This is a genomic window from Candidatus Hydrogenedentota bacterium (genome assembly GCA_012730045.1).
Lineage (GTDB): Bacteria > Hydrogenedentota > Hydrogenedentia > Hydrogenedentales > CAITNO01 > JAAYBR01.
Window position 1 is genome coordinate 1 of sequence record JAAYBR010000063.1, and the last position, 26,433, is coordinate 26,433.

Genomic DNA, 26,433 nt, shown 5'->3' on the forward strand with positions numbered 1-26,433 from the left:
AAGAGCAACCACCGATGAACACCGATGAACACCGATAATGAAGAGAGAATGGTTTCCACCCTCCCATACTTCCCATAACTCCCATCCCCGCCTGACCCGCCACAGAGGCGGTACTTTCTTAGCAGCGAAGCAAAGCCATCTCGTGCCCGCCAACGCCCCGACCGGCGCGGCGCGTTCCGGTTGCACCCCGTCCGCCGCGCGGGTATCCTGTTGTCCGGACAAAGGAGTTTCCCCCACGTATGACCAAAATCATCTCCTGGAATGTGAACGGCCTGCGGGCCGCGCTGAAGAACGGGTTCCTGGGCTGGCTGGAGGCGGCGCGGCCGGACATCCTGTGCATCCAGGAATCGCGCGTGCTCCCGGAGGAGCTGGACGACTCGGTGAAGACCGCCTTCGGCTACCGCACCCACTGGAACCCCGCGCAGAAGAAGGGGTACAGCGGCACGGCCCTCTTCACCCTGCGCGAGCCCGTCAGCGTGACCACCCTGGGCGCCCCTGCGTTTGACGCCGAGGGCCGCATGCAGGTGATTGAGTTCCCGGAGTTCACGATCCTCAACGGCTACTGGCCCAACAGCCAGTCCGAGCGCGCCCGGCTCCCCTACAAGCTGGACTGGTGTGACGCCGTCACCAAGTTCGCCGCCGGACTGGTGAAAAAGAAGCGCAACGTGCTCCTCTGCGGTGACTTCAACATCGCCCACCGGGAGATGGACCTGGCCCGGCCCAAGGAGAACGAGAACAACGCGGGCTACTACATCGAGGAGCGCGAGGCCATGGGGCGCTTCCTGGACGCGGGCTTCGCCGACACCTTCCGCAGCCTCCACCCGGACAAGGTACAGTACTCCTGGTGGTCCTACCGCATGGCGGCGCGCGCGCGCAACATCGGCTGGCGCATTGACTACCACTGTGTGAACAACGGGTTCCTGCCCCGGGTGAAGGCCGCCTGGATTGACGACACCGTCACCGGGTCCGACCACTGCCCCGTGGGGGTAGAAATTGAATAGGGAGGACGCCATGCGTTCCCAGGTCACCACGAAGACCGGCGATGACGGCAGCACGCGGATTCTCGCGGGCGACCGCGTGCCCAAGGACGACCCCATCGTGGAGGCGACCGGCGCGCTGGACAGCCTGCGCGCCGAGCTGGCGCTCTTGCGGCTGGAGATTCTGGAGAGCGGCGGCGCCGCGCACGAGCCCGAGGCCGCCTTCCTCTGGTGGCTGCTGCACGCCTGCTTCATCATCGGCGCCGAGGTCAGCGACCCGCTGAAAAAGCACCCCAAATGGCGGCAGGGCGAGATCGGCCCGAAGCACCTCGCCCACCTCGAGGAGGAGCAGGCCCGGGTGGAGGCCCTCACGCCCCTGCCCAAATCCTTCATCGTCTCCGCAACCAACCGCGCCGCCGCCCGGGCCGACCTCGCCGCCACCACCGTCCGCGCCTTCGAGCGCCGGCTGGTCACGCTCAAGCGCGCCGTGCCCGAGTTCCCCGCCGACCACCTCCTCCGCTTCGTGAACCGCCTCAGCGACTACCTCTTCATGCTCGCCCGCCGCCTCGACGGCGACACCCACCTCCCCGTGGACTACGCCGTTTTGCTCCTCTGACAGGCCCCTGATCGCCGGATAAGCGACGACCCATGCGTCCGCTCCAGGGCGCGGCAAGCGGCGCCCCTACAGGAGGATTTTCCGGTGTTTTCGCGTGCGCCCGGGGCATGGGCCTGTAGGGGCACCGCTTGCTGCGCCCTCTTAGTTCGCGCCATGGCGCCGCTTGCCGCGCCCTCTTTTTTTCGGCATCACCGTCTCACCCGGTGGGTGAGGAACATCCCTTTCACAACAGCACGAATTCCCCTGCGCGTTCACATAGCGCACATGACCCCGTCCCTCGCCTCATCCGGCGATCAGGGACCCCCGCGGCGGTTGTCCCGCCGGGGGGCGCGCGGGTATGCTGTCAGGCGGCGCGCCAAGAAGGCGCGCCGTGCGAACCGGGAGGACGGCATGTATCCAAGAGCCACAAAGGGCTGGTGTGCGGCGTGCCGCGCGGCGGTCCCCGCCGAGATCGTTGAGGAGGCGGGCGCGCTGGTGTTCCACCTGCGCTGCCCGGAGTGCGGGGAACTCGCCAGTGTGGTGGAGCATGACGCGGAACTCTACAAGCGGTGGGAGACCGCGCGCCGTCCGAACCGCCCGCCCGAGACCGCCCAGACGGCGCCGAGACGCGGGTGCCCGCTGGACTGCGGCCTCTGCCCGGATCACCGGCAGAAGAGCTGCGTCGCCCTTATCGAGGTGACCACGGCGTGCGACCTGGGCTGTCCCGTGTGCTTCGCCGACAGCGGCGGCGGCGGGGCGCACCGCCCGCTGGGCGAAATCGAGTCCATGCTGGACGCCTGCGTGCGCGCGGCGAACGGCAAGCCGGACATTGTGCAGATCAGCGGCGGCGAGCCGGCCTGCCACCCCCAACTCCTGGACATCCTTCACGCGGCGAAGGCGCGCCCCTTCAAGTACGTCATGCTGAACACGAACGGGCTGGCCATCGCGGACGGGCGGCTTTCCTGCGCGGACCTGAAGTCCGTCGGCCTTGGGTTCGAGGTGCATCTCCAGTTTGACGGGCTGGACGACGCGGCCCACACGGCCCTGCGCGGCCGGCCCCTGCTGGCGCAGAAACTGGCGGCGCTGAACCGGCTCGCGGAGCACGGGATCCCCGTCACCCTGGTGGCCACGCTGCGGAACGGGGTGAATATGGAGGGGCTGGGCGGCCTGCTCCGCTTCGCGCTGGACCACCCCGCCGTGCGCGGGCTCAACCTCCAGTGCGAGGCCCGCTTCGGGCGCAACGACGCGCGGCCCGGCGCGGAGCGCGTCACCCAGACCCAGACCGTGCGCGCCCTGGAGCGGCAGGCGCCGGAACTGCTGACGGCGGAGGACTTCCTTCCGCTTTCCTGCGGGCTGGCGTCGCTGGCCTATCTGGAGCGGGTGGACGGCGCGTGGCGGCCCCTGCCGCCCGCCCTCGCCGGGGTCATCCCGGGCAACCCCATGACCACGTCCATCGAGGACCTGCACACGCTGGCCGCGGAGATGTGCGCGTGCCGCGGCGCGGCGCTGCTGGAGGAGGTGGCCGGACGCCTGCCCGCCAACCTGCTGGAGATGGACCGGGATGCGCGGTCCCGGCTGGTGCAGGAGCGCTTCTTCCATGTGACGGTCATCAGCTTCCTCGACGCCGGCAACTTCGACCTCGACCGGGCCTGCCGGGAATGCACCCATGTGGTCCAGCCAGACGGGCGGAAGATCCCCTTCTCCGCGTTCAACACGATCCACCGGGGGGCGGGCCATGCCCCGGCCTGACTTCACCCTGCTGGCGGACTTCGTGGCCTCGGTCTGCGTGGCGGGCATGTTCCTCGCCGTGCTCGCGAACTTCCTCGCCGCCCGCGGCGCCCGGCAGTTCCGCGAGCGGCGTAGCGTGGTGGCCACGTTCAGCATGGCCGTGTTCGGAACCGCGCTGGTGCTCACCATCCGCTTCGGCGCGGGGGCCGTGGCCGCGCCGCCGCATGGGGCGGTCTACGCCCTGCGCGTCGCCGGGCTGGCCGTCATGCTCGGGGGCCTGCTCTACAACCTCTGGGGCCGCATCCATCTCCGGGGCAACTGGTCGGACCATGTGCGCGTGTACGACGACCATTTCATCGTGCAGGACGGCCCCTACCGCTTCGTGCGCCATCCCCTGTACGCCTCCCTCATCTGGATGTTCCTCGGCGCGTCCGCCGCGTATCTGAACTGGCTGGCCGCCCTGGAGACGCTGCTCATCTTCCTGCCCGCCATGACCTACCGCGCCGCGCTGGAGGAGAGGGCGCTGGAGGGGCGTTTCGGTGACGCCTACGCCGCCTACCGCGCGCGCACGCCGCGCTTCTTCCCCCGCCCGTCCGCCCTTTTCCGCGCCGGGGACCGCTGATGGAGATCAGCCATATCCAACCGGAGGGCTGGGGGCTCTGCCCCGTGATCCCGTTCGGGCCGGTGCCCGTCTCCACCTACGCCGTGTTCATGCTGCTCGCCTTCGCCGCGGGCATTGCCGTCTACCGCCGCAACGCCGCGCGCACGGGCGCGCGGACCGGGCAGGTCTTCCCCGTGGTGCTGGCGGCGGTCTTTGGCGGCGTTTTCGGGGCCAAGATCCCCGTCTGGGCGCTGACCGTGGCCCTCGTGCCGCCGACCGAGTGGCGGCTGGAGCACCTGCTGGTCGGGCGCACCATCGCGGGCGGCTTTGTCGGCGGCATGCTCGCGGTGTGGTGGGTCAAGCGCCGCCTCGGCCTCCGCGCGCGCTTCGGCAACGTGCTCGCCCCCGCCGTGGCCCTCGGGATGGCTGTCGGGCGCGTCGGCTGCCTGCTCTCCGGTTGCTGCCATGGCCGCCCCACGGCGCTCCCCTGGGGCGTGGACTTCGGCGACGGCGTGCCCCGCCACCCCACGCAGGTCTACGAGATCCTTTTCTGCCTCGCCGCGTTCCTGTTCATGCAGCGGCGGCTGGAAACGGCGCGGCCCGGCGCGCTCATGACCGGCTTCCTCGCCGCGTATTTCGTTTTCCGCTTCGCGGAGGAGTTCCTGCGCCCCCGAGACATCGCCTGGGGCCTCACCGTCTTCCAATGGATATGCCTCGCGGGGCTCCTGCTCCTCGCCCTGCGCGAGCGCCTGTTCCGCGCGCCCCCCGGGGAGGAGAATGCGGCACCCTGAGCAGGGCACGGCAAAACCGTGGCGGGCACCCGAAGACAAGGCCGGCGGGACGCCGGCGCTACGGAAAAGGCTCATGGGTCGTCATTGCGTGGCGCCGGTGTCCCGCCGGCCCTGTCTTCGGGTGTGCGCAAAAACTTCGGCTGCCCCGCCACCGTGCGCGCCGCGCCGGAAACCGTGTGCTATGATCAAGGCAATCTTGGGCGCAGGCGGGGGCGCTCACCCCGCCGGGCCCATAATCGTTGCGGGAACATGCTGGATTAAAGGGGACCGGACATGACGGACGAGGAACGGGAACCGCACGAGGAAGCACCCCGGGAGCTTCACCGGGGTGACCAAATGCCCGTGCGTGAGTTCCTGGTGGGCATCATTGCTGGGGTCGCGCTTCTGATCCCCGGATGCATCCTGAGTGGTTTCGCCGTTTTGGGAAGCTATGGGGTGGTGGCAATGAGCGCGGACAGGGTTTCCCCGCTGGACTACGTGATGACCGCAGTGTACGGCGCCGCAAGTCTCCTCCTGATGATGGTCTGGGCGTACGAAATAGTCCGGGCATTCCGCCGTCATCGTCCGTACCTGGGTCTGGGAATGGTTGCGCTGCTTCCTGTCCTGCTTCTCTTTTTCGGAGCATGCACCAACATGGTGGGCAGGCCCATTGTTCGCCCCCCTCGCGCAGGAATCCCACCGCAGCGGGAACCTCGTCCTGTTTCTGACACCTCCGAAGACGTTTCGCGGGGGTATTCCGCTGGGGAGGACGCGGTTGCGTCTGCAGCAACGCCCGCGGAATGGTCTGCTATGATCAGGAGGGCGCCCGGAAAGGACGTCCCCGTGTCCGCAGGACACGACAGGGGCCTACAAGCGTCAAACCAACCCCAAGGGGACCGGACATGACGGACGAGGAACGGGAACCGCGCGGGGAAGCGCCCCGGCCGCCGGACGCCGGCAGTATTTCGCCTCGCCCTCCGCTCCAGAATGAGGCGGCCGTAACAAGTTTTATCAGGGGGGTGCTGGAGGGAATGATCCTGCTGGTGCCCGCGACGCTTTTCCTCCTGTTCTTTGCGAAGGCGTTCCATATCCACAACATGGACCCCTCCTCGTGGGCCCCCTATGCCCCCCTTCTGGGAGTCGGAGTGTTTCTGGCGGCGTACTGGCTTTTTTGCATTGCCCGGGCATATCGCCGTGGGCAGCCCCTCCGGAGCGTCGGACTGGTCGCGGCCATCCCCGCGTTTCTGGTCTTCTTTGGAATGTGCAGCATGGCCCTGTCTGGCGGATGAAACGGGAGGAAGGCTTATGACGGACAAGAGAGGAGCGAAAGAACCCGCAGGGAATGCCGCCCTGGGGGCATACCGCTCCGTGAACGACCTCCTGGCGGAGAACGGCGGGGAGGCCGGACCGGCGGTGCCCGGCGGGATGGAGCACGCCCCCGGCACCGACTTTTCGATGGGGGTTTTCGTGAGCGTTGTGATCCTGGTGCCGGTGGGCGTGTTGGCATTCCTGGCGGCTGTTACATTCTCCAGTGAATTTGTGCACTTCGGTACGTTTCTTTCCATCAGACGTGTTCTGCTTGGCTTGGTGCTGATCGTGTTCCCCCTGTGTTACTGGCTCTATCGAATCATTCGGGCGTTCCGCACGCGCCGCCCTTATGTCGGCCTGGGCATGTTGTCTGCAGTGTCGGCGGTCTTGCTCCTTTTTGGCGCATGCACCGTGCTTCTTCGCGAGGCGGAATGGTGAGACGGCCCGAGTGCACCTTGAGATATGTCTTGGGAAGGAGAGGAAGGAGAGGACTGTCACTGGAGAGGAGACCCCCGCATGAATGAAGAGCGGCCGGTCCGCGAGTTTCTGAAGGGGTGCGCGGTGGACATTGGGGTGCTTTTGGCGCTCTGCGCACTGCTGGGCACCGCACTTTTCCTGTTGCTTTGGGCGGGCACGCCGGCACCCGAACCGCCCAACGCCGGCACGATGCGGGCCGGGGCGGCGGCGTGCGCCGCCGGGGCGCTGCTGGTCTTTCTCTTCTGGGTCCGCCTCTGCGTGCGCGCGTTCAAGAACGAGCGCCGGTATTATTTCTCGGGGCTCATGTCCTTCCTTCCCATTGCGTTTCTATTCTTCGGGACATGCCGTTTACTGCCCTTTCTGTTTTCCCTGTGATCGGATTCTCCGCAGGGTGAGGGCAATGCACCAGAAGAAGAGGGCGCGGCAAGCGGCGCCCCTACGGGCGGTGAATTCTGTGTTTTCGCGTGAGCCCGGGGCGGACGATGTCTTGGACGGGGCGCGCCGCTTCGTGGTATCATCCGCACCCGGCTGTTTTGGGCATCTGTGGAGCAGGGCAATGGCGAGAAAAGACAAGGTGGTTTTGAACCGTTCGGAGGACTTCGCGTCCATCGAGGACGAGCTGTCGGCGGCGCTGGACAAGCTGGAGCAGGCGAACACCAGTGTGCTGGACCTGCTGGCCAGGGAGGCGCCGCCGGCGCCGGAACCCGCCGGGGACGCCGCGGCGCAGGCGGAGGGGGTGGACGGTGAACCGCCCCAGGCGGCCCCCGAACAGGCATGACCACGTTCCCCGGGGTGAGGGGATAGAGGACACATCCGCAATCTCATGGACGCAGAACGCCTGCATGTGCTGCTGGCCGACCCCCATCTCCAGGGCGGGGGGCAGGTGCGCTACGTCTCCAGCCTCGCCCGCGAGCTGACCCGCTTCGGCCACATGGTCACCCTTGCGTGCCGTCCGGGGAGCGTGCTGGAGGAGGCCGCCCGGGCCGCCGACTGCGCGGTCCTGCCGGTTTTCCAGTTCCGGGGAGGCGTCCGGCCCATGTCCTGGGTCAACGACCTGCGCCAGGCGGTCCGGTTCATCCGCGGGGCGCGCCCGGACATCCTCCATGTGAACGGGTCGCAGGACCATTGGACCTTTGGCGTGGCCGACCGCCTGCTGGGGCGGCCCGTCTGCGTGGTGCGCACGCGCCACAACACCTACCGGGTGGCCGAGAACCTGCCCAACCGCATCCTCAACCGCCACTGGACGGACTATGAAATTGTCGTGTGCGAGATGGTCCGCCTCGGGCTGTCGCGCCAGCGCACCTTCGACCCCGCCCACCTGTGCACCATCCACAACGGGGCCGACGCGGAGGTGTTCCGGCCGGATCCGGCCTCCCGCGCGCGGGTGCGGGCGGCATTCGGCTACGACGACACGCATGTCGTGCTGGGGATCGTGGCGCGGCTGGTGAAGGCCAAGGGGCATGAATACCTGTTCCGCGCCGTGGCCCAGCTCAAGAACGCCTGCCCGGAGCTCCGGGTGCTGGTGCTGGGCCAGGGCGAGCTGGAGGGGCATCTGCGCGATCTGGCGGGGCGTCTGGGCATCGCCGACCGCGTGCTGTTCGCCGGATACCGCGATGACATGGCCGAATGCGTGCGCGCGGTGGACATCGGCGTGCAGCCGTCCGTGGACTGCGACACCTCGTCGTTCAGCCTGAAGGAGCTGATGGCCAGCGAGATTCCCGTGGTCGCCTCGGACTACGGCGGGCTCAAGGAGATCGTTTCCGACGGCGTGGAGGGGCTGGTGGTCCGCGCGGGCACGGTGGACCCCCTCGCGGCGGCCCTGCGCCGCCTGATCGAATCCCCGGAGTCGCGGGGGCGCATGGGCCGGTCGGGCCGCAAGCGCGTGCTGGCCGAGTTCACCCTGGAGGTCTTCGCCCGGCGCACCGAGCAGGCGTACCGCCGGGCCCTGGGCATCCACCGCCAGGGCAGGGCCCGCCTTCCCCGCTGAGGGGGCGCTGTCGTATAATCGCCCGGCCCGCGGACGGGACGCGCCTGTCCGGCGGCAACCAAGGAATACCCGTTTCGTGAAGATTCTCCACCTGGACGAGCAGAAGGGCTGGCGGGGCGGTGAGCAGCAGGCCTCCTGGCTGGTGCGCGGCCTCGGCGCGCGGGGCCACGAGGTCTGGGTGGCCGGGCGTCCCGACGGGGAGTTTGTGAACAGCCCCGCCCACGGCGACGTCGCCGGACGCCTGCCCCTGCCGCTGCGCGGCGAGTGGGACCTGCCCAGCGCGCGCCGCATCGCCCGGTTTGTCCGCGACCACGGCATTGACCTCATCCACGCCCACACCAGCCACGCCCACGGCATCGCCGCCCTCGCCAGGGGCGTCTTCAAGGCCCCGGCGCGGCTGGTGGTGTCCCGGCGGGTCAGTTTCCCCCCGGCCGGCCATTTCCTGAACCGGTGGAAGTACGCGCAGCCGGACCGCTTCCTCTGCGTGTCCCGCTGCGTTGCCCGCGTTCTGCGCGACTGGGGCGCGCCGCCGCGCCAGATCGAGGTGGTCCACAGCGCCGTGGACGCCGCGCGGGTGGCCGTGGAGCCCCTGCCGCGCGGCGAGATGGGCGTGCCCGACGGCGTTCCCCTGCTCGTGTCGGCGGGCGCGCTGGTGGACCACAAGGACCACGCAAGCCTTCTGCGCGCGTTTGCGCGCGTTTCCGGGGAGTTCCCCGGTGCCTGGCTGGTCATCGCGGGGGGCGGCAAGCTCCGCGCCGATCTGGAGCGTCTGGCCGCCGAACTGGGCCTCGCGGACCGTGTCCGGTTTCTGGGCCACCGGCCCGACGCCCCGCGCATCATCCGCGCCGGGGACGTCTACGTCTCCTCCAGCACCTCCGAGGGGCTGGGCACGTCCATCCTGGAGGCCCTCGCCTCCGGCACCCCCGTGGTGGCGACCCGGGCGGGCGGCGCGGACGAGATGGTTATTCCCCACCGGACGGGGTGGCTGGTGCCCGTGGGCGACCCGGAGGCTCTGGCAAACGCGGTGGCCGAGTGTCTGCGGCGGCCCGAAGATGCCGGAATCATGGCAAAAATGGGCCGCGAGCTGGCCGAAACCGCCTTCTCCGCCGAAAAGATGATCGAGGGCACCCTGGCGGTGTACACCCGGCTGCTGGACGGCGCCGGACCGGAAGAGGGGGACCTGCCATGGGCGACCTGACCGTGCTGACCCTGGTGCCCAACGCGGGCGACCGCCTGAAACGCTGCCTGGAGAGCGTGGCCTGGGCCGACGACCTCTTCTGCGTCGTGGACCCCGCCACCACCGACGGGTCCGACGGGGTTGCCCGGGCGCACACGGCCCATGTTGTGACGCACCCCTACGAAAACGCGGCTGCCCAGCGCAATTGGGCGCTGCCCCAGATCACCACCGAGTGGACCCTGGTCCTTGACGCCGACGAGTGGGTCTCCGACGCCCTGGCCGGGCGGATCCGTCAAATCATCCAGGACCCCGCCGCCCTCGACGGCTACGACATCCTCCGCCACTCCTATTTTCTGGGGAAGCTCATCCGGCACTGCGGCTGGCACAAGGACTACAACCTGCGCCTCTTCCGCACCGCCAAAGGCCGCTACCTCGACAAGCGCGTCCATTCCCGGGTCGTTGTGGACGGCCCCACCGGCCGGATCACCGAGGTCATGTACCACGACACCTACCGCACCTTTGAGGAGTATTTCACCACCTTCCAGCGCTTCACCACCTGGGGCGCCCGCGACGCCCACGACCGGGGGAAACGCGCCACGGCGGTGGACCTCACCCTGCGCCCCCTGCACCGTTTTCTGAAGATGTACGTCTTCCGGCTCGGCTTCCTCGACGGCTACCACGGCCTCGTGCTGTGCGGGCTCTCCGCCTTTTCCGTGTTTACCAAGTACGCCAAGCTGTGGAACCTCCAGCGTGGGGGCGGCGGAGACGGGTAAGGCCGAACGAGGGCGGATGATTCTGCGCCCTCTGCGCAATCTGCGGACCAGGTTCTGCTCCGCCGGAAAAAAGGTTGATTCCCCCCGCCTTCGTTTGGTATCATTTCGGTCCCGTTACAAATCGTGTATTGTGTGTTTTTTGACCCCGAAAAATCAGGCAACAGAGTTTCTGGAGGATTGCCTCGTGAAAACCTACATCCCCAAGCAGGGGGAAGTTACGCGGAAATGGCTGGTCATGGACGCCGAAGGCAAGTCCATGGGCCGCATCGCCGCGGAAGTGGCGAAAGTGCTGCGCGGAAAGCACAAGCCGGAGTTCACGCCGTTCCTTGAGTGCGGCGACTACGTGCTGGTGGTGAACGTGGACAAGATGGTCGTGACCGGCACGAAAATGACGGACAAGGTCTACTACCGTCATTCGGGCTACAAGGGCGGGCTGAAGCAGACGCGGATGTCCGACCTCATGCTGAAAGACCCGACGTCCACGCTGGACATCGCGATCCGCGGCATGCTGCCCCACAACAGCCTCGGCCGCAGCCTCGCCACCCACTTCCGCCTCTGCGTCGGCGCGGACCATCCGCACACCGCGCAAAACCCCGAACCCTACGAATTCTAACGGCGACTGCCGCGCAGGAGAATTGACACGTGATTGACCCGAAAACAAACGAGATCGTGACGGTTGGACGGCGCAAACGGGCCACGGCGCGCGTGCGTCTCATTCCCGGCACTGGCAAGTACACGGTGAACGGGCATCCCGTAGCCGAGTATCTCGCCCGCGAGACCCTGGTGCAGGTCGCCACGCAGCCGCTGGAGCTGCTCGGCCTCAAGGACAGCTTCGACATCCGCGCCCGGTGCGACGGCGGCGGGCTGGCCGGCCAGGCCGGTGCCCTGCGTCTGGGCGTCGCCCGCGCCATCGCCGAGAACGACGAGAACCTGCGCCCCGCGCTGCGGACGGCGGGCCTGATGACCCGCGACGCGCGCGAGGTGGAGCGCAAGAAGCCCGGCCAGCCCGGCGCGCGCAAGCGGTTCCAGTTCTCCAAGCGCTAGGCCGAATTCCGGCACGGGCCGGTTTCCCCAGAGAAAACGCCCCCGCTTCCTTATATGGAGGCGGGGGCTTCTTCGTTGCAGGGCATTGGCGCGCACCCGAAAACACGGACCCTGAGCCCGCGTTCTCTCCGCAGGACAGCGCTCCAAAAGACAGGGGAGGCGGGCGCCTGCGGTACGCAGAAAGGATATCTCCCCCGTACCGCAGGCGTCCCGCCTGCCCTGTCTTTGTCACCGCCGCGTTGTGCTACTTCCCCGCCAGTTCCCTGAGGTCGGCGACGGCCTGGGCGGCGATCTTTTCCCCGGTGCCCACGGGCACCCAGGCCACCGTCGGGTCGGCGCCGTAGCCGCCCTCGCCCACGGCGGACTCGGTGGGGATGTACATGCAGTGGCCGTTGCAGTAGCCGAACACCAGGGTGTTTGCCGCAGGGGACTGGGCCTTGATCTGGTTGGACAGGTCGGAGAACAGTTCGCCGGAGACACCGGCAAAGGCCAGATCGCCGTTCACCAGCACGCTCGTCAGTTTCGCGGTCACCGTGTTGTCCGGCACCTCCACCAGCATGGCCATCATCTCGGGAAAGAACGCCTGGCTGAGGGTGCCCACCACGATGGGGTTTTTGAAGTCCAGACGGGACGGCCCGGAGAAACTGCGGTGCAGGCAACTGACACCGGGCGTCGCGGGCACGGCGGGCTGGATGGCCTTGGCCATCCCGGCCACCTTCGCCGCCACGGCCTTCCCGAAGCCGCCGGGGCCTTTCCGCTCGGCGTTGGTGTTGGGGGACATGTCACCGGAGGCGCCCTGCATGAACATGCACATGGTCCCCAGCTGCTCCTCGACCCCCTGCTGCAGGTGCCCCACCCAGTCCGCGCTGAATCGGCGGTCCATGATGTTCTCCAGCACGGGATGGGCGGACAGATTGGCCAGCACGGCCAGCGTCTTGCCGTTCAGGTCATCCACCCGGATCACCGACAGGCGGGGATCCCGCACCTTGGGCTCCTTCTTGCTGTGCCGGTTGCGGTTGAGGTCGGTCTCCTCCACGGCGACGCCGATGGCCGCCGACACCGCGCCGTTTGCCGCCTCCACGATGGCGTCGGCGAGGGTTTCCGGAAGCTGTTTTGCGTAGGCCACCGCCGCGTCAAACTTGCCCTGGCCGAGGCCGGGCTGGTCGAGCAGCTCAATGGCCGGGCCATGGTGGGTGTGGCAGCCCACGGCGAGGACGCAGGTGACCCCGGCCTCCGCGCGCACCCGCTGTTCGATCCGCTCCATCATGGCATAGGTGGGGCCGCGACCGAGGTCCAGCCCGACCAGGGCCACCTTTCCGTTGCCGCCGTCCAGCACGAGCACCTTCGCGTGGAGGGGCATCATGGCGCCGGTGGAGAGGTAATCGTGGCGCGCGCCGTAGCCCCACATGGGCACCGGCTGCGGCGGGGTGATGTCGCGCACCGCGACCCCGGCCTTGAATTCCTGGGCGGCGCCGGCGCCTGCCAGCAGGACCACGGCGAGAAAGACTCTTGACAACATGCGGGGTCTCCCAGTGTTAAGTGCCGTACCGTCTGACCGGACTTGTCCGTTTAGGGTTTCTCCCGGCCCCGTCCGGTTCCATAAACACGGGCCACGGGCACAGTATGCCGACCGGGGGGTGTATTTCGTATAGTAAGCGGAGGGCCCGCCCCCTTCCAGTCAGGGGGGCGCGCACAGGTCAAGACGAGAGGGCTGCACACATGGCCAAGGCACTGCGAACAGGATTCTGCGTGGCGGCGCTTTGCGCTGTTTTGATGCCGGCAGGGGCGGCGTGGGCGGCCACCGCAGCCATTGTCTGTCCCGAAGACGCCTCCCCGCTCACCGCGTACGCCGCCCGGGAACTCCGCCGCTACGTGCACGCTTGCTCCGGCGAGCTGCTTCCCATCACGGACAAGCCGCGCGGGCACGCGCTGGTGCTGTCCACCGACGATGTCGGGCTGGGTCCCCAGGAGTACCGTCTGCTCACGGTGAAGGAGGGGCGGTGGCGCCGGCTGCTCATTTCCGGCGGCGACGAGACGGGCCTGCTCTACGGCGTGTACCGGTTTGCCGGGCGGCTGGGCGTCCGTTTCCACCTTCACGGCGACGTGCTGCCGGATGAGAAGACGCCGTTCGCCATCCCGATGCTGGACGAGACGGGCAAGCCGCTTTTCCATCTCCGGGGCATCCAGCCTTTCCACGATTTTGCCGAGGGACCCGACTGGTGGAGCCGGGAAAGCTGGCTGGCCACCGTCGCCCAGCTCCCGAAGCTGGGCATGAACTTCGTCGCCCTGCACACCTATCCGCTGGCCGAGCCGACGGTCTGGGTGGGGACGCCGGAGGACGCCGGGGAGGATGGCCGCCCGCGCCGGTCCTACGCGACACAGTACCTCAACACGGGGCGCGATTCCGGCTGGGGTTTCCGCAGCCGGGCCACCTCCTCCTTCTGCTGCGGCGCGGGCATGCTTTTCGAGGACGACCTTTACGGCGCGGACTACCTGCGCGACCTGATGCCGGCGCCCGCCACGGAGGAGGAGAAGAACGAGGTGTTTCACCGGACGGGGGCCGTGCTGCGCGACGCGTTCACCCTGGCGCGCGCCCTCGGGGTGAAGACCTGCGTGGGCACGGAGACGCCCCTGCGGATTCCGCCGTATCTTCTGGCGGAGGCCGTCAACCCGGAGGCCGTCATCCACGCGCGCGGCGGTTCGGTGGCGCGCTACGGCAGCCCCATCGCGGACACGGAGGAGGACCCGGTGTACCAGACGGTCCGGTACAACCTGGACTCCTACCACTTTCGGGTTCCCTCGGGGACGCACCGGGTGACCCTCAAGTTCTGCGAGGTCGCCTATGACACCCCGGGCGCGCGGGTGTTCGACGTGTCCCTGGAGGGAAACAAGGTCATTGAGAAACTGGACATTTTCGCGCGTGTGGGAAAGAACCGGGCGTTTGACGCCGTGTTCGACGCCGTGGAGGTGACGGACGGCTCGCTCGACGTGGTCTTCGGAAAAGTGGTGGAGCTTCCCGCCGTCGCGGGCATCATCGTGGAGGGGCCGGGCACGCTGCTCAAGGTCAACTGCGGCGGGGATGCCTGGCGGGACTACGCGGCGGACCAGGATGTCGCCGTGGACCCCGCCTTCGCCGCGCGGGTGTATGAGGGCGTGTTCACGCGCATCCTGCGCACCCATCCGCTGGACTACTACTGGTTCTGGACCCCGGAGGACTGGACGTGGAGCGGCACCACGCCCGAGGCGGCGGAACGGACGGCGGCGGACCTGGCGGCGGCGCACACCGCGTGGGAGCGGCTGGGGAAGCCCTTCGGCCTCGCCACTTGCGGGTGGGTGCTCGGGCCGCAGTTCGACCGCGCCTGGCTCGACGCGAAGCTCCCCGGGGACTTCGCCATGAGCTGCATCAACCGCGACCTGGGCTTCGAGCCCGTGGACGAGGGATTTTCGAGGATCACCGGGCGGGGCAAGTGGGCCATTCCGTGGATTGAGGACGACCCCGCCATGACCATCCCGCAGTTCTGGGCGGGCCGCATGCGCCGCGACGCGCGGGCGGCGCTGGAACGCGGGTGCGACGGTTTGCTGGGCATCCATTGGCGCACCCGCGTGACCGCCCCGACGGTGGACGCCCTGGCCCGCGCCGCCTGGGATCAGGACTGGCCGGCCGCCCCCGCGCCGGAGGGGGCCCACCGGCTGCGCAACCCCGCCGCGGGGTTTCCGGTGAACACCCTTTACACCCGCGCGGACATTGAGGGCACGGACAATGACCCGGTCTACCAGACGGCCCGGGTGGACGCCGCCCAGTATGTTCTGCCGGTCCCCGCAGGGGAATACACCGTCACGCTGCATTTCTGCGAGACCGTCTTCAACGAGCCCGGTGGCCGGGTGTTTGATGTGGCCCTGCAGGGGCTGAAGGTGGTGGAGGATTTGGACATTCTTCAGGCGGCGGGCGGGATGAACCGCGCGCTGGACCTTTCGTTCGGGGACATCCGGCCGGAGGGCGGCGCTGTGGTGGTCTCCCTGCTGCGCGAGAAAGACTGGCCCTCCCTTTCCGGGATTTCCGTGGAGGGCGAGGCGGGGACCGTGCGGGTCAACTGCGGCGGCGGGGCCTGGGGCACCTTTTCCGCGGACGCGCCCCTGGTCTCCGAAGACCCCGCCACGACGGACTTCTACGCGGGCTGGGCGGCCGCCGAGTTTGGTCCTGGAATCGCCCGCGAGGCGGCGGCCCTCTTTGCCCGCCTCGACGGCTGCACGCCCCGACCCGCCACCTGGGTGACCGGTCCGGGCACCTTTTTCCCCGACCCGCGCCCCTGGGAAATGGTGGCCCACGACTACGCGTTCGTGGATGCCTTCGCGCGGCTGGGGGCCCGCGTGACCGGGGCCGGGCCGATGGACCGCTTCGTCTACTGGCGCAGTTCGCTGGAGTTCCTGCGCGAGGCGGCCCGCATGAACTGCGCCTGGGGCGCGTTCAACCGCGAGATGGAGGCCGCCGCCGCCCTGTCCGACGAGGCGGCGCGCCGCGCCCGGGCGCGCGAAACCGCGCTTCCCGCACGGATCGCCCTGGCGCGGGCGGTGGAGCGGGCCATGACCCGGCTCCTCATGACCGCCTCCACGCCGGGTGAACTGGGCACCATCGCCAACTTCGAGTGCCAGTCCCTGCCGAAGATTCTGCTGGAGCCGGGGGAGAAACTGGCGGCGCTGCTCGGGGGCCCCCTGCCGCCGGAGGCCCATCCCTCCACGGAATGGAACGGGCCCGACCGTCTCTTCCCCCTCGCCGCGCCTGCATGCCGCGCGGCTGCGGACCCCGTGCGCGTCAAGGCGCTGACGCTGGCCGCGCGGCCAGCGCAGGCGGTTTCCGTGTACTGGCGGCCCCTGGGGCGGGGCGACTGGAGGGTGCGCGACATCCCCCGCCGCGCGCGCGGCGTGTTCGAGGGGGAGATTCCCGCGGCGGAGCTGGGGGAGGAGGACGTGGAATACTATCTGGAGGCGCGCACGGCGGACGGGGGAAGCCTGGTCTGGCCGGCCGCCGCGCCGACGCAGCCGCACAGCGTTGTGGTCGGTCCGCAACACGGGGAGTAGAAAATGACGACGGTTTGCCGGATTTTGGGACGGATTGCGGGATCGGAAACTCCGGTCATCGTGGAGGTGGACACCGCCACCGGCAGGGTGGCGGCGGTGCGGGCGGCGCGGCCCGGGTCCGGGGCGGACGCGGGCGGCCCGGAGTGCGTATTCTGCCCGCCCCTGGTGGACGGGCAGGTGAACGGCGCCTTCGGCCTGGACCTCCAGGACGAGGCCCTGCGGCCCGCGGATGTGCTGGAGATTTCCCGCCGCCTTGCCCGCAACGGGGTGGGGTGCTGGCTGCCCACACTGGTCACCGCCCCCCTGGAGGCCATGGAACACCGGTGCCGGGTGATCGCCCAGGCGGCGGCTTTCCAGACCCCGGAGGACGGCGCGCGGATCGGGGGCATTCATCTGGAGGGGCCGTTCATTTCGCCGGAAGACGGCGCGCGGGGCGCCCATCCTGCGGCGCATGTCCGGCCGCCCTCCCCGGCGGACATGCGGCGCCTGCTGCGGGCAGGGGAGGGGAGCGTGCGCTGCGTGACCCTGGCCCCCGAACGGCCCGGGGCGGCGCGGCTCATCCGCCTTCTGGTTTCGGAGGGGGTGGTGGCCTCGCTGGGACATCATCTTGCCGCGCCCGCGGAGGTCTTTGCGGCGGCGGACGCCGGGGCGACCCTCTGCACCCATCTGGGCAACGGGCTCCCGGCGATGATTCCCCGGCATGACAACCCGCTCTGGGCCCAGCTGGCGGACCCGCGTCTGGCGGTTTCGCTCATTCCGGACCTGTTCCACCTGCCGCCCCATGTGCTGGAGGTGGTCTTCCGCGTGAGAGGCCGGCGCGGGACCCTGCTGGTGTCCGACGCCGTGAATCTGGCCGGCATGCCTGCGGGGGACTACGCCCTCTTCGGCCAGCCGGTGGAGAAGCGGCGGGACGGCAAGGTGGCCCTGAAGGGCACCGATTACCTTGCCGGGAGCGGGCTGATGCTGCTGGAGGGGGTGATGCGGGCCGTCCGCCGCACCCGTATTCCGCTGCCCGCCGCGCTGGCCTGCGCGTCCGCCGCGCCCGCGGCCGTCCTCGGCCTGCGGTGTCCCCCATGGCGGCCCGCGCCGGGGCGTCCCGCGCATTTCCTGCTGGTTGACCCGGGGATGGCCGGGAAGGCGCCGACCCCGGAGACCTTCCTGCGCGCCGTCTTTCTGCGGGGAAGGACCGTGACCGCGCCGCGCTGAGGGCGCCCCGGCGGCCCGCAAGACTTGCACTTTGCGCGCCGCGGGCTTATTATTGTGCCGGTTCAGGTGCCTCGGGGCGGTTCCTTTGTTTCGGTGGCGAAACAACAGCGCCGTCCGCGCGGTCCAACACAGACAACAAGAATAGGAGAACCCAGAGCCATGCCCGCGCGAACGAAAATCCTGATAGCGGTCCTCGTCCTGATCGGCCTCGGCGCCGGCGCCTTCGTGGTCTACGACCAGAACATCAAGCGCCAGCAGCGGGAGATTGCGGAGTCGCTGAGCAAGTCCACCGAGCCGGTGGAGAAGGAGCCGGAGGCGCCGAAGGAGCCCACGGTGATCGAGTCGTCCACGAAGGACGCCGCGGGTGCGGTGCCGGTCACGCTGGAAGCCCTGAAGCTGATGCCCGAGGGCAGCCAGATGGCCGTGGGCATTCCGCCGTTCTCCGTGCTCCAGGAGAAGATTGTCCCCGTTGTGCAGCTCGCCTTCAAGGACGACCTGTCCGTCCAGGAGGAGCTGGACCGGTTTATCGTGGAGAAGGCCGACGAGCTGGGCATCCCCTCCGGCGACACCGCGCTGGCCACCTTCTCCGAAATGGGCCTGGACCCCTCGAAGGCGTCCGCGGTTTTCCTGAACACGAAGAAGGCCGCCGAAGTGCTGGGCGAAACGCTTCTTGAGGCGGAGAAGGCGGCCAAGGAGGGCGGCGAGATGCCCGCCCCCGAGCTCAACCCCGAGGATCTGGAGTTTGTCGCCGTGCTGCCCCTGGGCAACAAGGAGCAGGCCCTGTCGCTGCTCTCCGACGCGCTGGGCACCCCGGACACCACCGAGACCGTCGGCGCCGTCGAGGTCAGGCTGCACGAGGGCATGGGCGCCTATTTCACCACGGATGCCGTTCTCGTTCTCGGAAACTCCGCCGAGATGGTCAAGCAGTCCGCCGCCCGCCTTGCCGCCCCGGCCGAGTTCCGCTACGGCACCCCGGCCTGCCCCGCCCGCAGCGCCACCGAGATGGTCATGATGATCTACGCGCGCGACCTCGTGGGCGTCGCGGAGAAGTTGCTCGCTTCCAGCACCGCGACCCAGGATCCCATCACGGGCCCGATAATCGCCTCGCAGCTTGAGCAGCTTAAGAAGATGTTTCCCGCCGAGGGCGTGGAGGATCCGGTCCTCATGACCATGACCGCCGACGCGAAGGGCCTGGAGATGCGGTCCCGGGTGGACATGGCGACGCACCCCGGCCTGGTGGACATGCTGGGCTCCGGCAAGCCGCTGCGCATCACCACCATGCTCCCGGACGACACCTACGCCTTCCTGACCCTCGGCCTGAACGACGAGTTCAAGAGGCATCTCACGGAAACCTACCAGTCCGCGGCGAAGGCCGACCCGCGCCTCGCGCAGGCGGGCACCTATGTGAAGCAGCTCATGTCCATGCTCGGCGACGAGATCGTCCTGGGCGTCTCCGGCCTCGGCGCGGACAGCTTCCCCGGCGTCTACGCGGCCATCGCCGTGAGCAACATCAACACGGCGCAGATACTGCTCTCCCTGGCGGGCCTCCAGCCCGAGACGGAGTACAACGGTGTCCAGATCGGCAAGATCACCCTGCCGGTTCCGGTGCCGCTGTATCAGGCGGGCGCCGAGAACGTGCTCATGCTCTCGAACAGCCTGGACGGGCTGAAGGCGCTGGTGGACCGCGTGAAGGCCGGCCAGCCGAGCAACTTCTTCGCCTCGCAGAAACCGCCGATTGACCCCGAGGTTCCGCGGTACAGCGGGCTCTTCGTGCGCACGGGCATCTATGAGAAGGTGGCGCGGCAGATCATGGCCATCTTCGCCCCGGACACCGTGCCCGCGGAGGTGGACTCCATCATTCTGACGGTCGGCGAGATTGTCCGCGACCTGCGCGCGTTCAACGAGATGAACGGCTCCTGGTACGAGAGCTCCATCAGCCTCACGCTGTACGAGCCCGGCGGCTACGCGGCCGAGGCGGCGGAAGTCCCCGTGGCCGCCCCCGCCCCCGCGCCGGAAACGGCGCCCGAAGCGGCGCCCGAAGCGGCGCCGGCGGCTCCTGAGGCAGCTCCGGAAGCGGCGCCCGAAGCCGCGCCCGAGGCGGCCCCCGAAGCAGCTGCTCCCGAGGCTGCGCCTGCGGCCCCTGAAGCGGCCCCCGAGGCGGCGGCGCCCGAAGCCGCGCCTGCTGCGGAGGGTGACGATGACTGGGATGAGGTGAGTCCCACGACTTCGACCGGAACTGCGGTCATCTGACCATTCCCCAGTAAAACAGTTACCTTCACCCCCGGCGGCCCCGGCCGCCGGGGGTTTTCTTTCTTTCCGCGGGTCCGTGCACCCGGTATTGCCAGGCTCCAGCCCGGCACAGCGCACTCCCATTATTCACGTTGTCCATACTGTCCATAACGTCCATAACGTCCATAACGTCCATGGACACTATGGACGTTATGGACACTATGGACGAAGAGGACCGGGATTCCCGCGTGCGCCACCGTGTTCCCCCGCCGCTCCGCTTTGCATTCTCCCCGCCGGGATTTGCTACACTCTGTACGGCTGTCCGGTGCGTTGCCGGCGCACACCCCAAGCAAGACAAGGAGAACCGAGATGAAGCGCGTTGCATTGACCCTGGCCGTTGTTCTTTTCGCCGCCGTTGTGACCGGCTGCGCGACCACCAAGAAGCCGTCGGACGACGAGATGATCCAGACGACCATCGCCGCGTGGTCCGCAGGCCTGACGGAAAAGAACGTCGAGAAGTTCCTCACCTCCATCTCCGAGGACTTCACGTCCGACCAGGCCGAGGACAAGGCGACGCTCGGCGACTTCATCAAGGACGCCATTGACGCCGGATACCTCGAGGAGGGCGAAGTCACCCTCGCCGACGCCCAGTACACCAAGGAAGGCGAGACCTGCACCGTGTACCCGGTGGACCTGGCCAGCGCGGCCGGCTCCGTCAGCGTCGAGCTGGTCCTGACCAAGAAAGACGGCAACTGGCTGATCACCGGCATGTCGGTGGACGGGCTTTGATCGTCCCCACCGCCGGATTCCGGCGTTGCTAAAGGCATAGACAGGCGGGGCGCGGTCCGGACGCGGTGTCCGGGCCGCGCGCCCTTGTTGGGAAACTTCCCTGCGGGAGACTTGCCCCCATGAAAATCACCGTTGTCGGCACGGGCCACCAGGGCCTTGTCACGGGCACCTGCCTGGCTGAGACCGGGCACCAGGTCGTCTGCATGGACCGGGACGCGGACCGTGTCGCGCGCCTGCGCGCGGGGGACGTGCCCATCCACGAGCCGGGCCTGGAGGAGCTCCTGGTCCGCAACATTGAGGAGGAGCGGCTGTCCTTCACGACGGACCTGCGCCAGGCCGTGGCGGACTGCCTCATGATCTTCCTGTGCGTCGGCACGCCGGTGCGCGAGGACGGCGAGGCGGACATCTCGAACGTGCTGGTGGCGGCGCGCGAGGTCGGGGAGGCCATGTCGGGGTACAAGATCCTCGTGAACAAGACCGCGAGCCCCCCCGGCACGGCGGAGGAGCTGGAGCGGCTGCTGCGGGAGACCAGCGGGCAGCCCTGCGACGTGGTGGCGAACCCCGACTTCATGAAGGAGGGCACCGCCATTGACGACTTCCTGCGCCCCGACCGCGTCATCGTCGGCTGCGAGGACGTCCGGGTCCGCGAGATCATGCGCGAACTGTACAGCCCCTTCGTGCGCACGGGCAAGCCGGTGCTCATGATGGGCCGCCGAAGCGCGGAGATGGCGAAGTACGCCACCAACCTCATGCTTGCCGCCCGCATCTCCCTCATGAACCAGGTGGCCGACATCTGCGAGGCCTGGGACTGCGACATCGCCGAGGTTCGCGAGGCTGTCGGGTCCGACGGCCGCATCGGGCCGACCTTCCTCTTCGCGGGCATCGGCTACGGCGGCGCGGGGCTCCCCCGCGACGTGGCCGCGTGCATGCGCCTCGCCCGCGAGAAGGGCGTGCCCCACGAGCTGGTCGCCGCCGTGAAGGAGGTCAACGACCGCCGCCGCACCCAGTTTGTCGAGCGCATCCGCGCGCACTTCGGCGGCGAGCTTGCCGGGAAAACCTTCGCCGTCTGGGGCGCGAGCTTCAAGCCCCGCACAGACGACCTGCGCGGCGCGCCCGCCCTCACGGTCATGGACGCGCTGCTGGACGGCGGCGCGGCGGTCCGCGTGTACGACCCCGTGGCGGGGGACAAGGTCCACGCCCGCTACGGCGGCCGCGTGAAGGTGGTGCCCAAGTACTACGCCGCCCTCGAGGGGGCCGACGCCCTCGTGATCACGGCGGAGTGGAACGAGTTCCGCCGCCCGGACTACGCCCGCATGGCGGCGCTCATGCGCTCCCCCGTCATCTTCGACGGGCGCAACCTCTACACGCCGTCCGTCATGCGCGAGAACGGCTTCGAGTATTACAGCATCGGCCGGCCCAAGGCCTGAGCGGAAAGGCGCGCCGTGATCGTCTCCCCCGAGTATGTGGGCCGCACCTGCCGCCCCCTGGAGGTCCGCGTCACCCCGCGGCGCGCCATGAACTACGCCGCCGCCGTTGAGGACGACAACCCGCGCTATCTCGATGACACCCAATCCGACGGCCTCCCCGCCCCGCCCATGCTCGCCGTGGCGCTCACCTGGCCCATCTCCGCCCATTTCGCGGAGCACTGGGGGGACACCGGGTTTCCCGCCGAGATTCTCTCCCGTCAGGTCCACTACAGCGAGCACATCGCCTGGGCGCGCCCCCTGCGCGCCGAGGAACTCCTCACGGTCACCGGGCGCGTCGCCGCCATCCTGCCCCACCGCGCGGGCACCCATCTCGTCATCGAGTACACCGCCGCGGACGGGACGGGTGCGGCGGTCTTCACCGAGCGCATCGGCGGGCTCCTGCGCGGCGTGAAATGCGACGGCCCCGGACGCGGCGAGGAGGCCCTGCGCGGCGGCGGCGACGCGCCGGACGACGCCCCGCCCCTGTGGGAGAAGACGCTGCCCGTCCCGCGGCTGGCCGCCCACTGGTACGACGCCGGGGCGGACATCCATTTCCCCATCCACACCTCCCCCGCCTTCGCCCGGTTCGTCGGCCTGCCCGGCATCCTGTACCAGGGCACGGCCACCCTCTCCCGCGCCGTTGCCGCCCTCGTCAACGCCGAGGCCGGCGGCGACCCCGCCCGCGTCCGCGAAGTGTCCTGCCTCTTCACCGCCATGGTCTTCCCCGGCGACGACATCACCCTGCGCCTGCACGCGCGGCGGCCCGCGGACGGCGGGGCAACCCGGCTCGCCTTCACGGTGGAAAACGCCGAGGGCAAGACCGCCCTCCGCGCGGGAAGCCTGCTGATCGGGGGGTGAGCCGAAGACCGCACGCCGAAAACGTCTGACAGGTCCGACAAGTCTGACCTGTCCGACCCGTCCGACCCTCTTGATCGGACCGATCGGTCGGATCCGTCGGATCGGTCGGATTTCTCCCCTCCCGTACCGCGTTGCCACAGGCCTTCGTGCTGGCTATAATCGCCGTGCGGTCCGCAAGGAGCCGCCGGTTCACAACCCCAGTCCTGGAGGGCCCGGTCATGCGGAAGGTGCGTGCTTGGTCGTTGGCGGGTGTGCTTGCGGGAATCTGTGTGTGCGCCGCGATGCCGGCCTTTGCCGCGGAGCCCCTCTCCCTCGCGGGGGAATGGCGGCTCCAACTGGACCCCGAGAACCGGGGGCTGACGGAGAACTGGCCGGCCCGGCCCTTTGCGGAGACGGTGACCCTGCCGGGCTCGCTCGACCAGAACGGCAAGGGCACGCCGGACACGGAGCCGCACCGGTCCTATCTCAGCCGCAAGGTCACCTACACGGGCGCGGCGTGGTACCAGCGTTCCATTGAAATTCCCCAGGACTGGCAGTCCCTGCCCGTCGAGGTCTTTCTGGAGCGCTGCCACTGGGAAACGCGGCTGTGGGTGGACGGCGTGGAGGCCGGCATGCGCGACAGCCTCTGCGCGCCCCATGTGTATCCCCTCCCCCCCCTGACGCCCGGCCCGCACATCCTCTGCCTGCGCGTGGACAATTCGATGAAATACCCCGTGGGGGTCAACGCGCACTCCGTGACGGAGCACACCCAGACCAACTGGAACGGCGTGGTGGGCCGCATGGAGATGCGGACCCTGCCTCCCGTGGAGATCGTCTCCGTGCGCGTGTTCCCCGAGGCGGCCGCCCAACGTGTGCGCGCCGGGGTGGTCCTGCGCAACCTGATGGACCATCCTTTTGACGTGCGGCTGTCCGGCGAGGTGGGCGCGGCGCGCGGACAGGCCCAGGCGCGGGTGGCGCCCAAAAGCGACCAGACCGTCGAACTGGAAGTCCCGCTGGACGGCGCCCCGGCCCTCTGGGATGAGTTTCACCCGAAGCTCCACGAGCTGGTCGTGCGGACCGTGGCCAACCACGGGAGCGCCGCCCGCGAGGACACGCGGCGCGTTTCCTTCGGTTTCCGCGACATCGCGGCGGACGGCATGCAGCTCACCCTTAACGGCAACCCCCATTTCCTGCGCGGCACGCTGGAATGCTGCATCTTCCCGCTCACGGGCTATCCCCCGACGGATGCGGCCTACTGGGACAAGATCATGTCCACCGTGCGGCGCTGGGGGCTGAACCACCTCCGCTTCCATTCGTGGTGCCCGCCGGAGGCGGCCTTCACGGCGGCGGACGCCGCGGGGATCACCTTCCAGGTGGAGACGCCGGTGTGGACCGATCTCGGCAAGTTCCCCGACCTCGACCAATTCATCCGCGACGAGAGCGACCGCATCCTGGAGGCCTACGGCAACCACCCGTCCTTCGCCATGCTCGCCGTGGGCAACGAGCCCAGCGGCCCGGACAAGGAGGTCTTCCTCAACGACATCGTGCCCCACTGGCAGAAGAAGGACCCGCGCCGCCTCTACACCACCTGCTCCGGATGGCCGGAGCTGCCGGTGAGCGACTACCATGTGTTGCCCGAGCGCAACCGCATCCCCTACCGCATCCACGGGCGGCCCGTCGTTCCCTCAACGGACACGGACTACGTCAAGGTGATGGAGGGGGCCACGGGCCCCGTCGTCTCGCATGAGCTGGGCCAGTGGTGCGTCTACCCGAGCTACGAGGAGATCCCGAAGTACACCGGCGCCCTGGAGCCGCGCAATCTCATCGGGTTCCGCGAGAGCCTCCGCCGCAACGGCATGCCGGACCTGGCGGTTCCCTTCTCCCGCGCGTCGGGGCGTCTCCAGCTCCTCATGTACAAGGCCGACATGGAGGCCGTCCTGCGCACGCCGGGCGCGGGGGGCTACCAGCTCCTCGCCCTGCACGACTTCCCCGGACAGGGCAGCGCGCTGGAGGGCTTCCTCGACGCCTTCTGGGACGACAAGGGCGCCGTGTCGGCGGGCGAGTTCCGCCGCTTCACCTGCGAGACCGTGCCCCTGCTGCGCGTCGGCAAGTTCGTCTGGACCGCCGGGGAGACCCTCACCGCCCGCGCCGAGATCGCCCACTTCGGCGAGAAGCCCCTGAAGAACGCGAAACCCGGCTGGATGATCCGCGACGCGCAGGGGCAGGCGGTCGCCGAGGGCGCGTGGGAGCCGCGCGACATTCCCCTGGGCAACGGCACCGCCCTGGGTGACCTGTCCTGGCCGTTGGCGGGCGTCACCGCTCCCGGGCGCTACACGATCTCCGTCGTGCTGGAGGGCACGCCCTACCTGAACCAGTGGAGCGTGTGGGTCTACCCGCCCGCCGCGCCGCAGGAGGCGCCGGAGGGCGTCACCCTCGCCTCCGAGTGGTCCCGCGACGTGGAGAAGAAACTGAAGCGCGGTGGCACGGTCCTCCTGTGCCCGGAGGTCATCGCGCCCATGCGGCGCGTGCGCAGCGCCTTCGAGCCCATCTTCTGGAACACCCAGTGGTTCCCCGGCCAAAACCGCCAGCTTGGCATCCTGTGCGACCCGGCGCACCCCGCCCTCGCCGCGTTCCCCACGGACGGCCACACGGACTGGCAGTGGTGGGAGCTGCTGGACAAGTCGCAGTTCGTCCGGCTGGACGATTTTCCGGAGGGCTTCCTCCCCCTGGTGCAGGGCATTGACGACTGGAACAAGAACCGGAAGCTGGGCGCGGTCTTCGAGGCGAAGGTCGGGAAGGGGCGGCTGCTCGTCTGCACCCTCGACATCGCCAAGGATCTGGACAAGCGCCCCGCCGCCGCCGCCCTGCGGCGCTCCCTGCTGGCCTACGCGGGCTCGGACGCCTTCGCCCCGAAGCACGAGGTGAAGCCGGACGTGTTCCGCCGGGTCTTCGCCCAAGGCACGTCGTCCGTCGTGCGGATCGAGGCCGACAGCGCGGCGTCGGGATTCGCCCCCGAGAACGCCGTGGACGGCGACCCGGACACGATCTGGCACACGCCCTTCTCCGATGAGACGGTGCCCTACCCGCACGAGCTGCGCATCCAGTATGCCCGCGAGATGAAACTGGCGGGGCTCAAGGTGCTGCCCCGGCAGGACGTGGCCAACGCCTACATCGGCCGCTACGAAGTGTACACCGCCCCCGACGGCCGCCACTGGAAAGGCCCCGTCGCCGAGGGCGAATTTCCCGCCGGGAAAGCCCCGCAGACAGTGAAATTCGCCGCCCCGGTGAAAACCTCCTGGATCAAGTTCGTGGCCCTCAGCAGCGCCGCCGGCGACAACTTCGCCGCCGTCGCCGAACTCGAGCCCCTGCCCGCAAAGTAGACGCGGCATCTTG

20 protein-coding genes and 1 pseudogene are annotated in these 26,433 nt (G+C 69.0%); 20 read left to right on the forward strand and 1 reads right to left on the reverse strand.

Annotated elements, in window-relative coordinates; genetic code table 11:
* Positions 1 to 239 precede the first annotated feature (239 nt).
* The 13 genes from xth to rpsI all read left to right on the forward strand — a co-directional run bounded on the left by xth (position 240) and on the right by rpsI (position 11,437).
* A complete protein-coding gene (xth, locus tag GXY15_06650; protein ID NLV40892.1) occupies positions 240 to 1,001 on the forward strand; it encodes an exodeoxyribonuclease III in 762 nt (253 codons plus the stop codon).
* A gap of 10 nt (positions 1,002 to 1,011) precedes the next feature.
* Positions 1,012 to 1,593: an ATP:cob(I)alamin adenosyltransferase gene (locus GXY15_06655; protein NLV40893.1), complete on the forward strand. Its 582-nt coding sequence runs from the start codon at positions 1,012 to 1,014 to the stop codon at positions 1,591 to 1,593.
* Positions 1,594 to 1,983: 390 nt separating this feature from the next.
* Entirely contained in the window at positions 1,984 to 3,321 is a 1,338-nt protein-coding gene (locus GXY15_06660) for a radical SAM protein (protein ID NLV40894.1), read from the forward strand.
* Positions 3,308 to 3,922, forward strand: coding sequence for an isoprenylcysteine carboxylmethyltransferase family protein (locus GXY15_06665; protein NLV40895.1), 615 nt, complete (start codon positions 3,308 to 3,310; stop codon positions 3,920 to 3,922). Before GXY15_06660 ends, GXY15_06665 begins: the two co-directional genes overlap by 14 nt.
* Entirely contained in the window at positions 3,922 to 4,692 is a 771-nt protein-coding gene (locus GXY15_06670; GenBank protein NLV40896.1) for a prolipoprotein diacylglyceryl transferase, read from the forward strand. The genes GXY15_06665 and GXY15_06670 overlap by 1 nt, the downstream gene beginning before the upstream one ends.
* 1,284 nt (positions 4,693 to 5,976) lie before the next feature.
* Positions 5,977 to 6,417, forward strand: a complete 441-nt coding sequence (locus tag GXY15_06675) for a hypothetical protein (protein ID NLV40897.1) — start codon at positions 5,977 to 5,979, stop codon at positions 6,415 to 6,417.
* A 78-nt stretch (positions 6,418 to 6,495) separates the two neighbouring features.
* Complete coding sequence (locus GXY15_06680) at positions 6,496 to 6,831, forward strand: hypothetical protein (protein NLV40898.1); 336 nt, start codon at positions 6,496 to 6,498, stop codon at positions 6,829 to 6,831.
* Positions 6,832 to 7,012: 181 nt separating this feature from the next.
* The gene (locus tag GXY15_06685; GenBank protein NLV40899.1) at positions 7,013 to 7,234 is read left to right on the forward strand and encodes a hypothetical protein; all 222 of its coding nucleotides are present in this window, start codon (positions 7,013 to 7,015) and stop codon (positions 7,232 to 7,234) included.
* A 45-nt stretch (positions 7,235 to 7,279) separates the two neighbouring features.
* The gene (locus GXY15_06690) at positions 7,280 to 8,443 is read left to right on the forward strand and encodes a glycosyltransferase family 4 protein (protein NLV40900.1); all 1,164 of its coding nucleotides are present in this window, start codon (positions 7,280 to 7,282) and stop codon (positions 8,441 to 8,443) included.
* Positions 8,444 to 8,519: 76 nt separating this feature from the next.
* Positions 8,520 to 9,641 carry a glycosyltransferase gene (locus GXY15_06695; GenBank protein NLV40901.1) on the forward strand — a complete coding sequence of 374 codons (1,122 nt, stop codon included), beginning with the start codon at positions 8,520 to 8,522 and terminating at the stop codon, positions 9,639 to 9,641.
* Positions 9,629 to 10,393, forward strand: coding sequence for a glycosyltransferase family 2 protein (locus tag GXY15_06700; GenBank protein NLV40902.1), 765 nt, complete (start codon positions 9,629 to 9,631; stop codon positions 10,391 to 10,393). Before GXY15_06695 ends, GXY15_06700 begins: the two co-directional genes overlap by 13 nt.
* A 16-nt stretch (positions 10,394 to 10,409) precedes the next feature.
* Positions 10,410 to 11,006 (forward strand): 50S ribosomal protein L13, encoded by a 597-nt coding sequence (gene rplM / locus GXY15_06705; protein NLV40903.1) that lies wholly within the window; start codon positions 10,410 to 10,412, stop codon positions 11,004 to 11,006.
* Positions 11,007 to 11,035: 29 nt separating this feature from the next.
* Positions 11,036 to 11,437 (forward strand): 30S ribosomal protein S9, encoded by a 402-nt coding sequence (rpsI, locus tag GXY15_06710; protein ID NLV40904.1) that lies wholly within the window; start codon positions 11,036 to 11,038, stop codon positions 11,435 to 11,437.
* Between the two features lie 244 nt (positions 11,438 to 11,681).
* Here rpsI and GXY15_06715 read toward each other — a convergent pair whose 3' ends face one another.
* Complete coding sequence (locus GXY15_06715; protein ID NLV40905.1) at positions 11,682 to 12,956, reverse strand: hypothetical protein; 1,275 nt, start codon at positions 12,954 to 12,956, stop codon at positions 11,682 to 11,684.
* Between the two features lie 200 nt (positions 12,957 to 13,156).
* On the opposite strand from GXY15_06715, the gene GXY15_06720 reads away from it, so the two are divergent.
* From GXY15_06720 to GXY15_06750, 7 genes and pseudogenes are all read left to right on the forward strand, one after another.
* The gene (locus GXY15_06720) at positions 13,157 to 16,513 is read left to right on the forward strand and encodes a hypothetical protein (GenBank protein ID NLV40906.1); all 3,357 of its coding nucleotides are present in this window, start codon (positions 13,157 to 13,159) and stop codon (positions 16,511 to 16,513) included.
* Positions 16,514 to 16,516: 3 nt separating this feature from the next.
* Positions 16,517 to 17,719 (forward strand): N-acetylglucosamine-6-phosphate deacetylase, encoded by a 1,203-nt coding sequence (locus GXY15_06725; protein ID NLV40907.1) that lies wholly within the window; start codon positions 16,517 to 16,519, stop codon positions 17,717 to 17,719.
* Between the two features lie 1,992 nt (positions 17,720 to 19,711).
* A pseudogene (locus GXY15_06730) lies at positions 19,712 to 19,906 on the forward strand (hypothetical protein).
* 411 nt (positions 19,907 to 20,317) lie between these two features.
* Positions 20,318 to 20,737, forward strand: a complete 420-nt coding sequence (locus tag GXY15_06735; protein NLV40908.1) for a hypothetical protein — start codon at positions 20,318 to 20,320, stop codon at positions 20,735 to 20,737.
* A gap of 119 nt (positions 20,738 to 20,856) precedes the next feature.
* Complete coding sequence (locus tag GXY15_06740; GenBank protein NLV40909.1) at positions 20,857 to 22,164, forward strand: UDP-glucose/GDP-mannose dehydrogenase family protein; 1,308 nt, start codon at positions 20,857 to 20,859, stop codon at positions 22,162 to 22,164.
* A gap of 15 nt (positions 22,165 to 22,179) precedes the next feature.
* Positions 22,180 to 23,061, forward strand: coding sequence for a hypothetical protein (locus tag GXY15_06745; protein ID NLV40910.1), 882 nt, complete (start codon positions 22,180 to 22,182; stop codon positions 23,059 to 23,061).
* Positions 23,062 to 23,279: 218 nt separating this feature from the next.
* Positions 23,280 to 26,420: a hypothetical protein gene (locus tag GXY15_06750; protein ID NLV40911.1), complete on the forward strand. Its 3,141-nt coding sequence runs from the start codon at positions 23,280 to 23,282 to the stop codon at positions 26,418 to 26,420.
* Positions 26,421 to 26,433: the final 13 nt, after the last annotated feature.

What these genes read in the sequence shown, in the direction of transcription:
- xth (NLV40892.1), top strand. Translation starts at nt 240, where the DNA reads ATGACCAAAATCATCTCCTGGAATGTGAACGGCCTGCGGGCCGCGCTG.
- GXY15_06655 (NLV40893.1), top strand. Translation starts at nt 1,012, where the DNA reads ATGCGTTCCCAGGTCACCACGAAGACCGGCGATGACGGCAGCACGCGG.
- GXY15_06660 (NLV40894.1), top strand. Translation starts at nt 1,984, where the DNA reads ATGTATCCAAGAGCCACAAAGGGCTGGTGTGCGGCGTGCCGCGCGGCG.
- GXY15_06665 (NLV40895.1), top strand. Translation starts at nt 3,308, where the DNA reads ATGCCCCGGCCTGACTTCACCCTGCTGGCGGACTTCGTGGCCTCGGTC.
- GXY15_06670 (NLV40896.1), top strand. Translation starts at nt 3,922, where the DNA reads ATGGAGATCAGCCATATCCAACCGGAGGGCTGGGGGCTCTGCCCCGTG.
- GXY15_06675 (NLV40897.1), top strand. Translation starts at nt 5,977, where the DNA reads ATGACGGACAAGAGAGGAGCGAAAGAACCCGCAGGGAATGCCGCCCTG.
- GXY15_06680 (NLV40898.1), top strand. Translation starts at nt 6,496, where the DNA reads ATGAATGAAGAGCGGCCGGTCCGCGAGTTTCTGAAGGGGTGCGCGGTG.
- GXY15_06685 (NLV40899.1), top strand. Translation starts at nt 7,013, where the DNA reads ATGGCGAGAAAAGACAAGGTGGTTTTGAACCGTTCGGAGGACTTCGCG.
- GXY15_06690 (NLV40900.1), top strand. Translation starts at nt 7,280, where the DNA reads ATGGACGCAGAACGCCTGCATGTGCTGCTGGCCGACCCCCATCTCCAG.
- GXY15_06700 (NLV40902.1), top strand. Translation starts at nt 9,629, where the DNA reads ATGGGCGACCTGACCGTGCTGACCCTGGTGCCCAACGCGGGCGACCGC.
- rplM (NLV40903.1), top strand. Translation starts at nt 10,410, where the DNA reads ATGATTCTGCGCCCTCTGCGCAATCTGCGGACCAGGTTCTGCTCCGCC.
- GXY15_06715 (NLV40905.1), bottom strand. Translation starts at nt 12,956, where the DNA reads ATGTTGTCAAGAGTCTTTCTCGCCGTGGTCCTGCTGGCAGGCGCCGGC.
- GXY15_06720 (NLV40906.1), top strand. Translation starts at nt 13,157, where the DNA reads ATGGCCAAGGCACTGCGAACAGGATTCTGCGTGGCGGCGCTTTGCGCT.
- GXY15_06725 (NLV40907.1), top strand. Translation starts at nt 16,517, where the DNA reads ATGACGACGGTTTGCCGGATTTTGGGACGGATTGCGGGATCGGAAACT.
- GXY15_06735 (NLV40908.1), top strand. Translation starts at nt 20,318, where the DNA reads ATGAAGCGCGTTGCATTGACCCTGGCCGTTGTTCTTTTCGCCGCCGTT.
- GXY15_06740 (NLV40909.1), top strand. Translation starts at nt 20,857, where the DNA reads ATGAAAATCACCGTTGTCGGCACGGGCCACCAGGGCCTTGTCACGGGC.
- GXY15_06750 (NLV40911.1), top strand. Translation starts at nt 23,280, where the DNA reads ATGCGGAAGGTGCGTGCTTGGTCGTTGGCGGGTGTGCTTGCGGGAATC.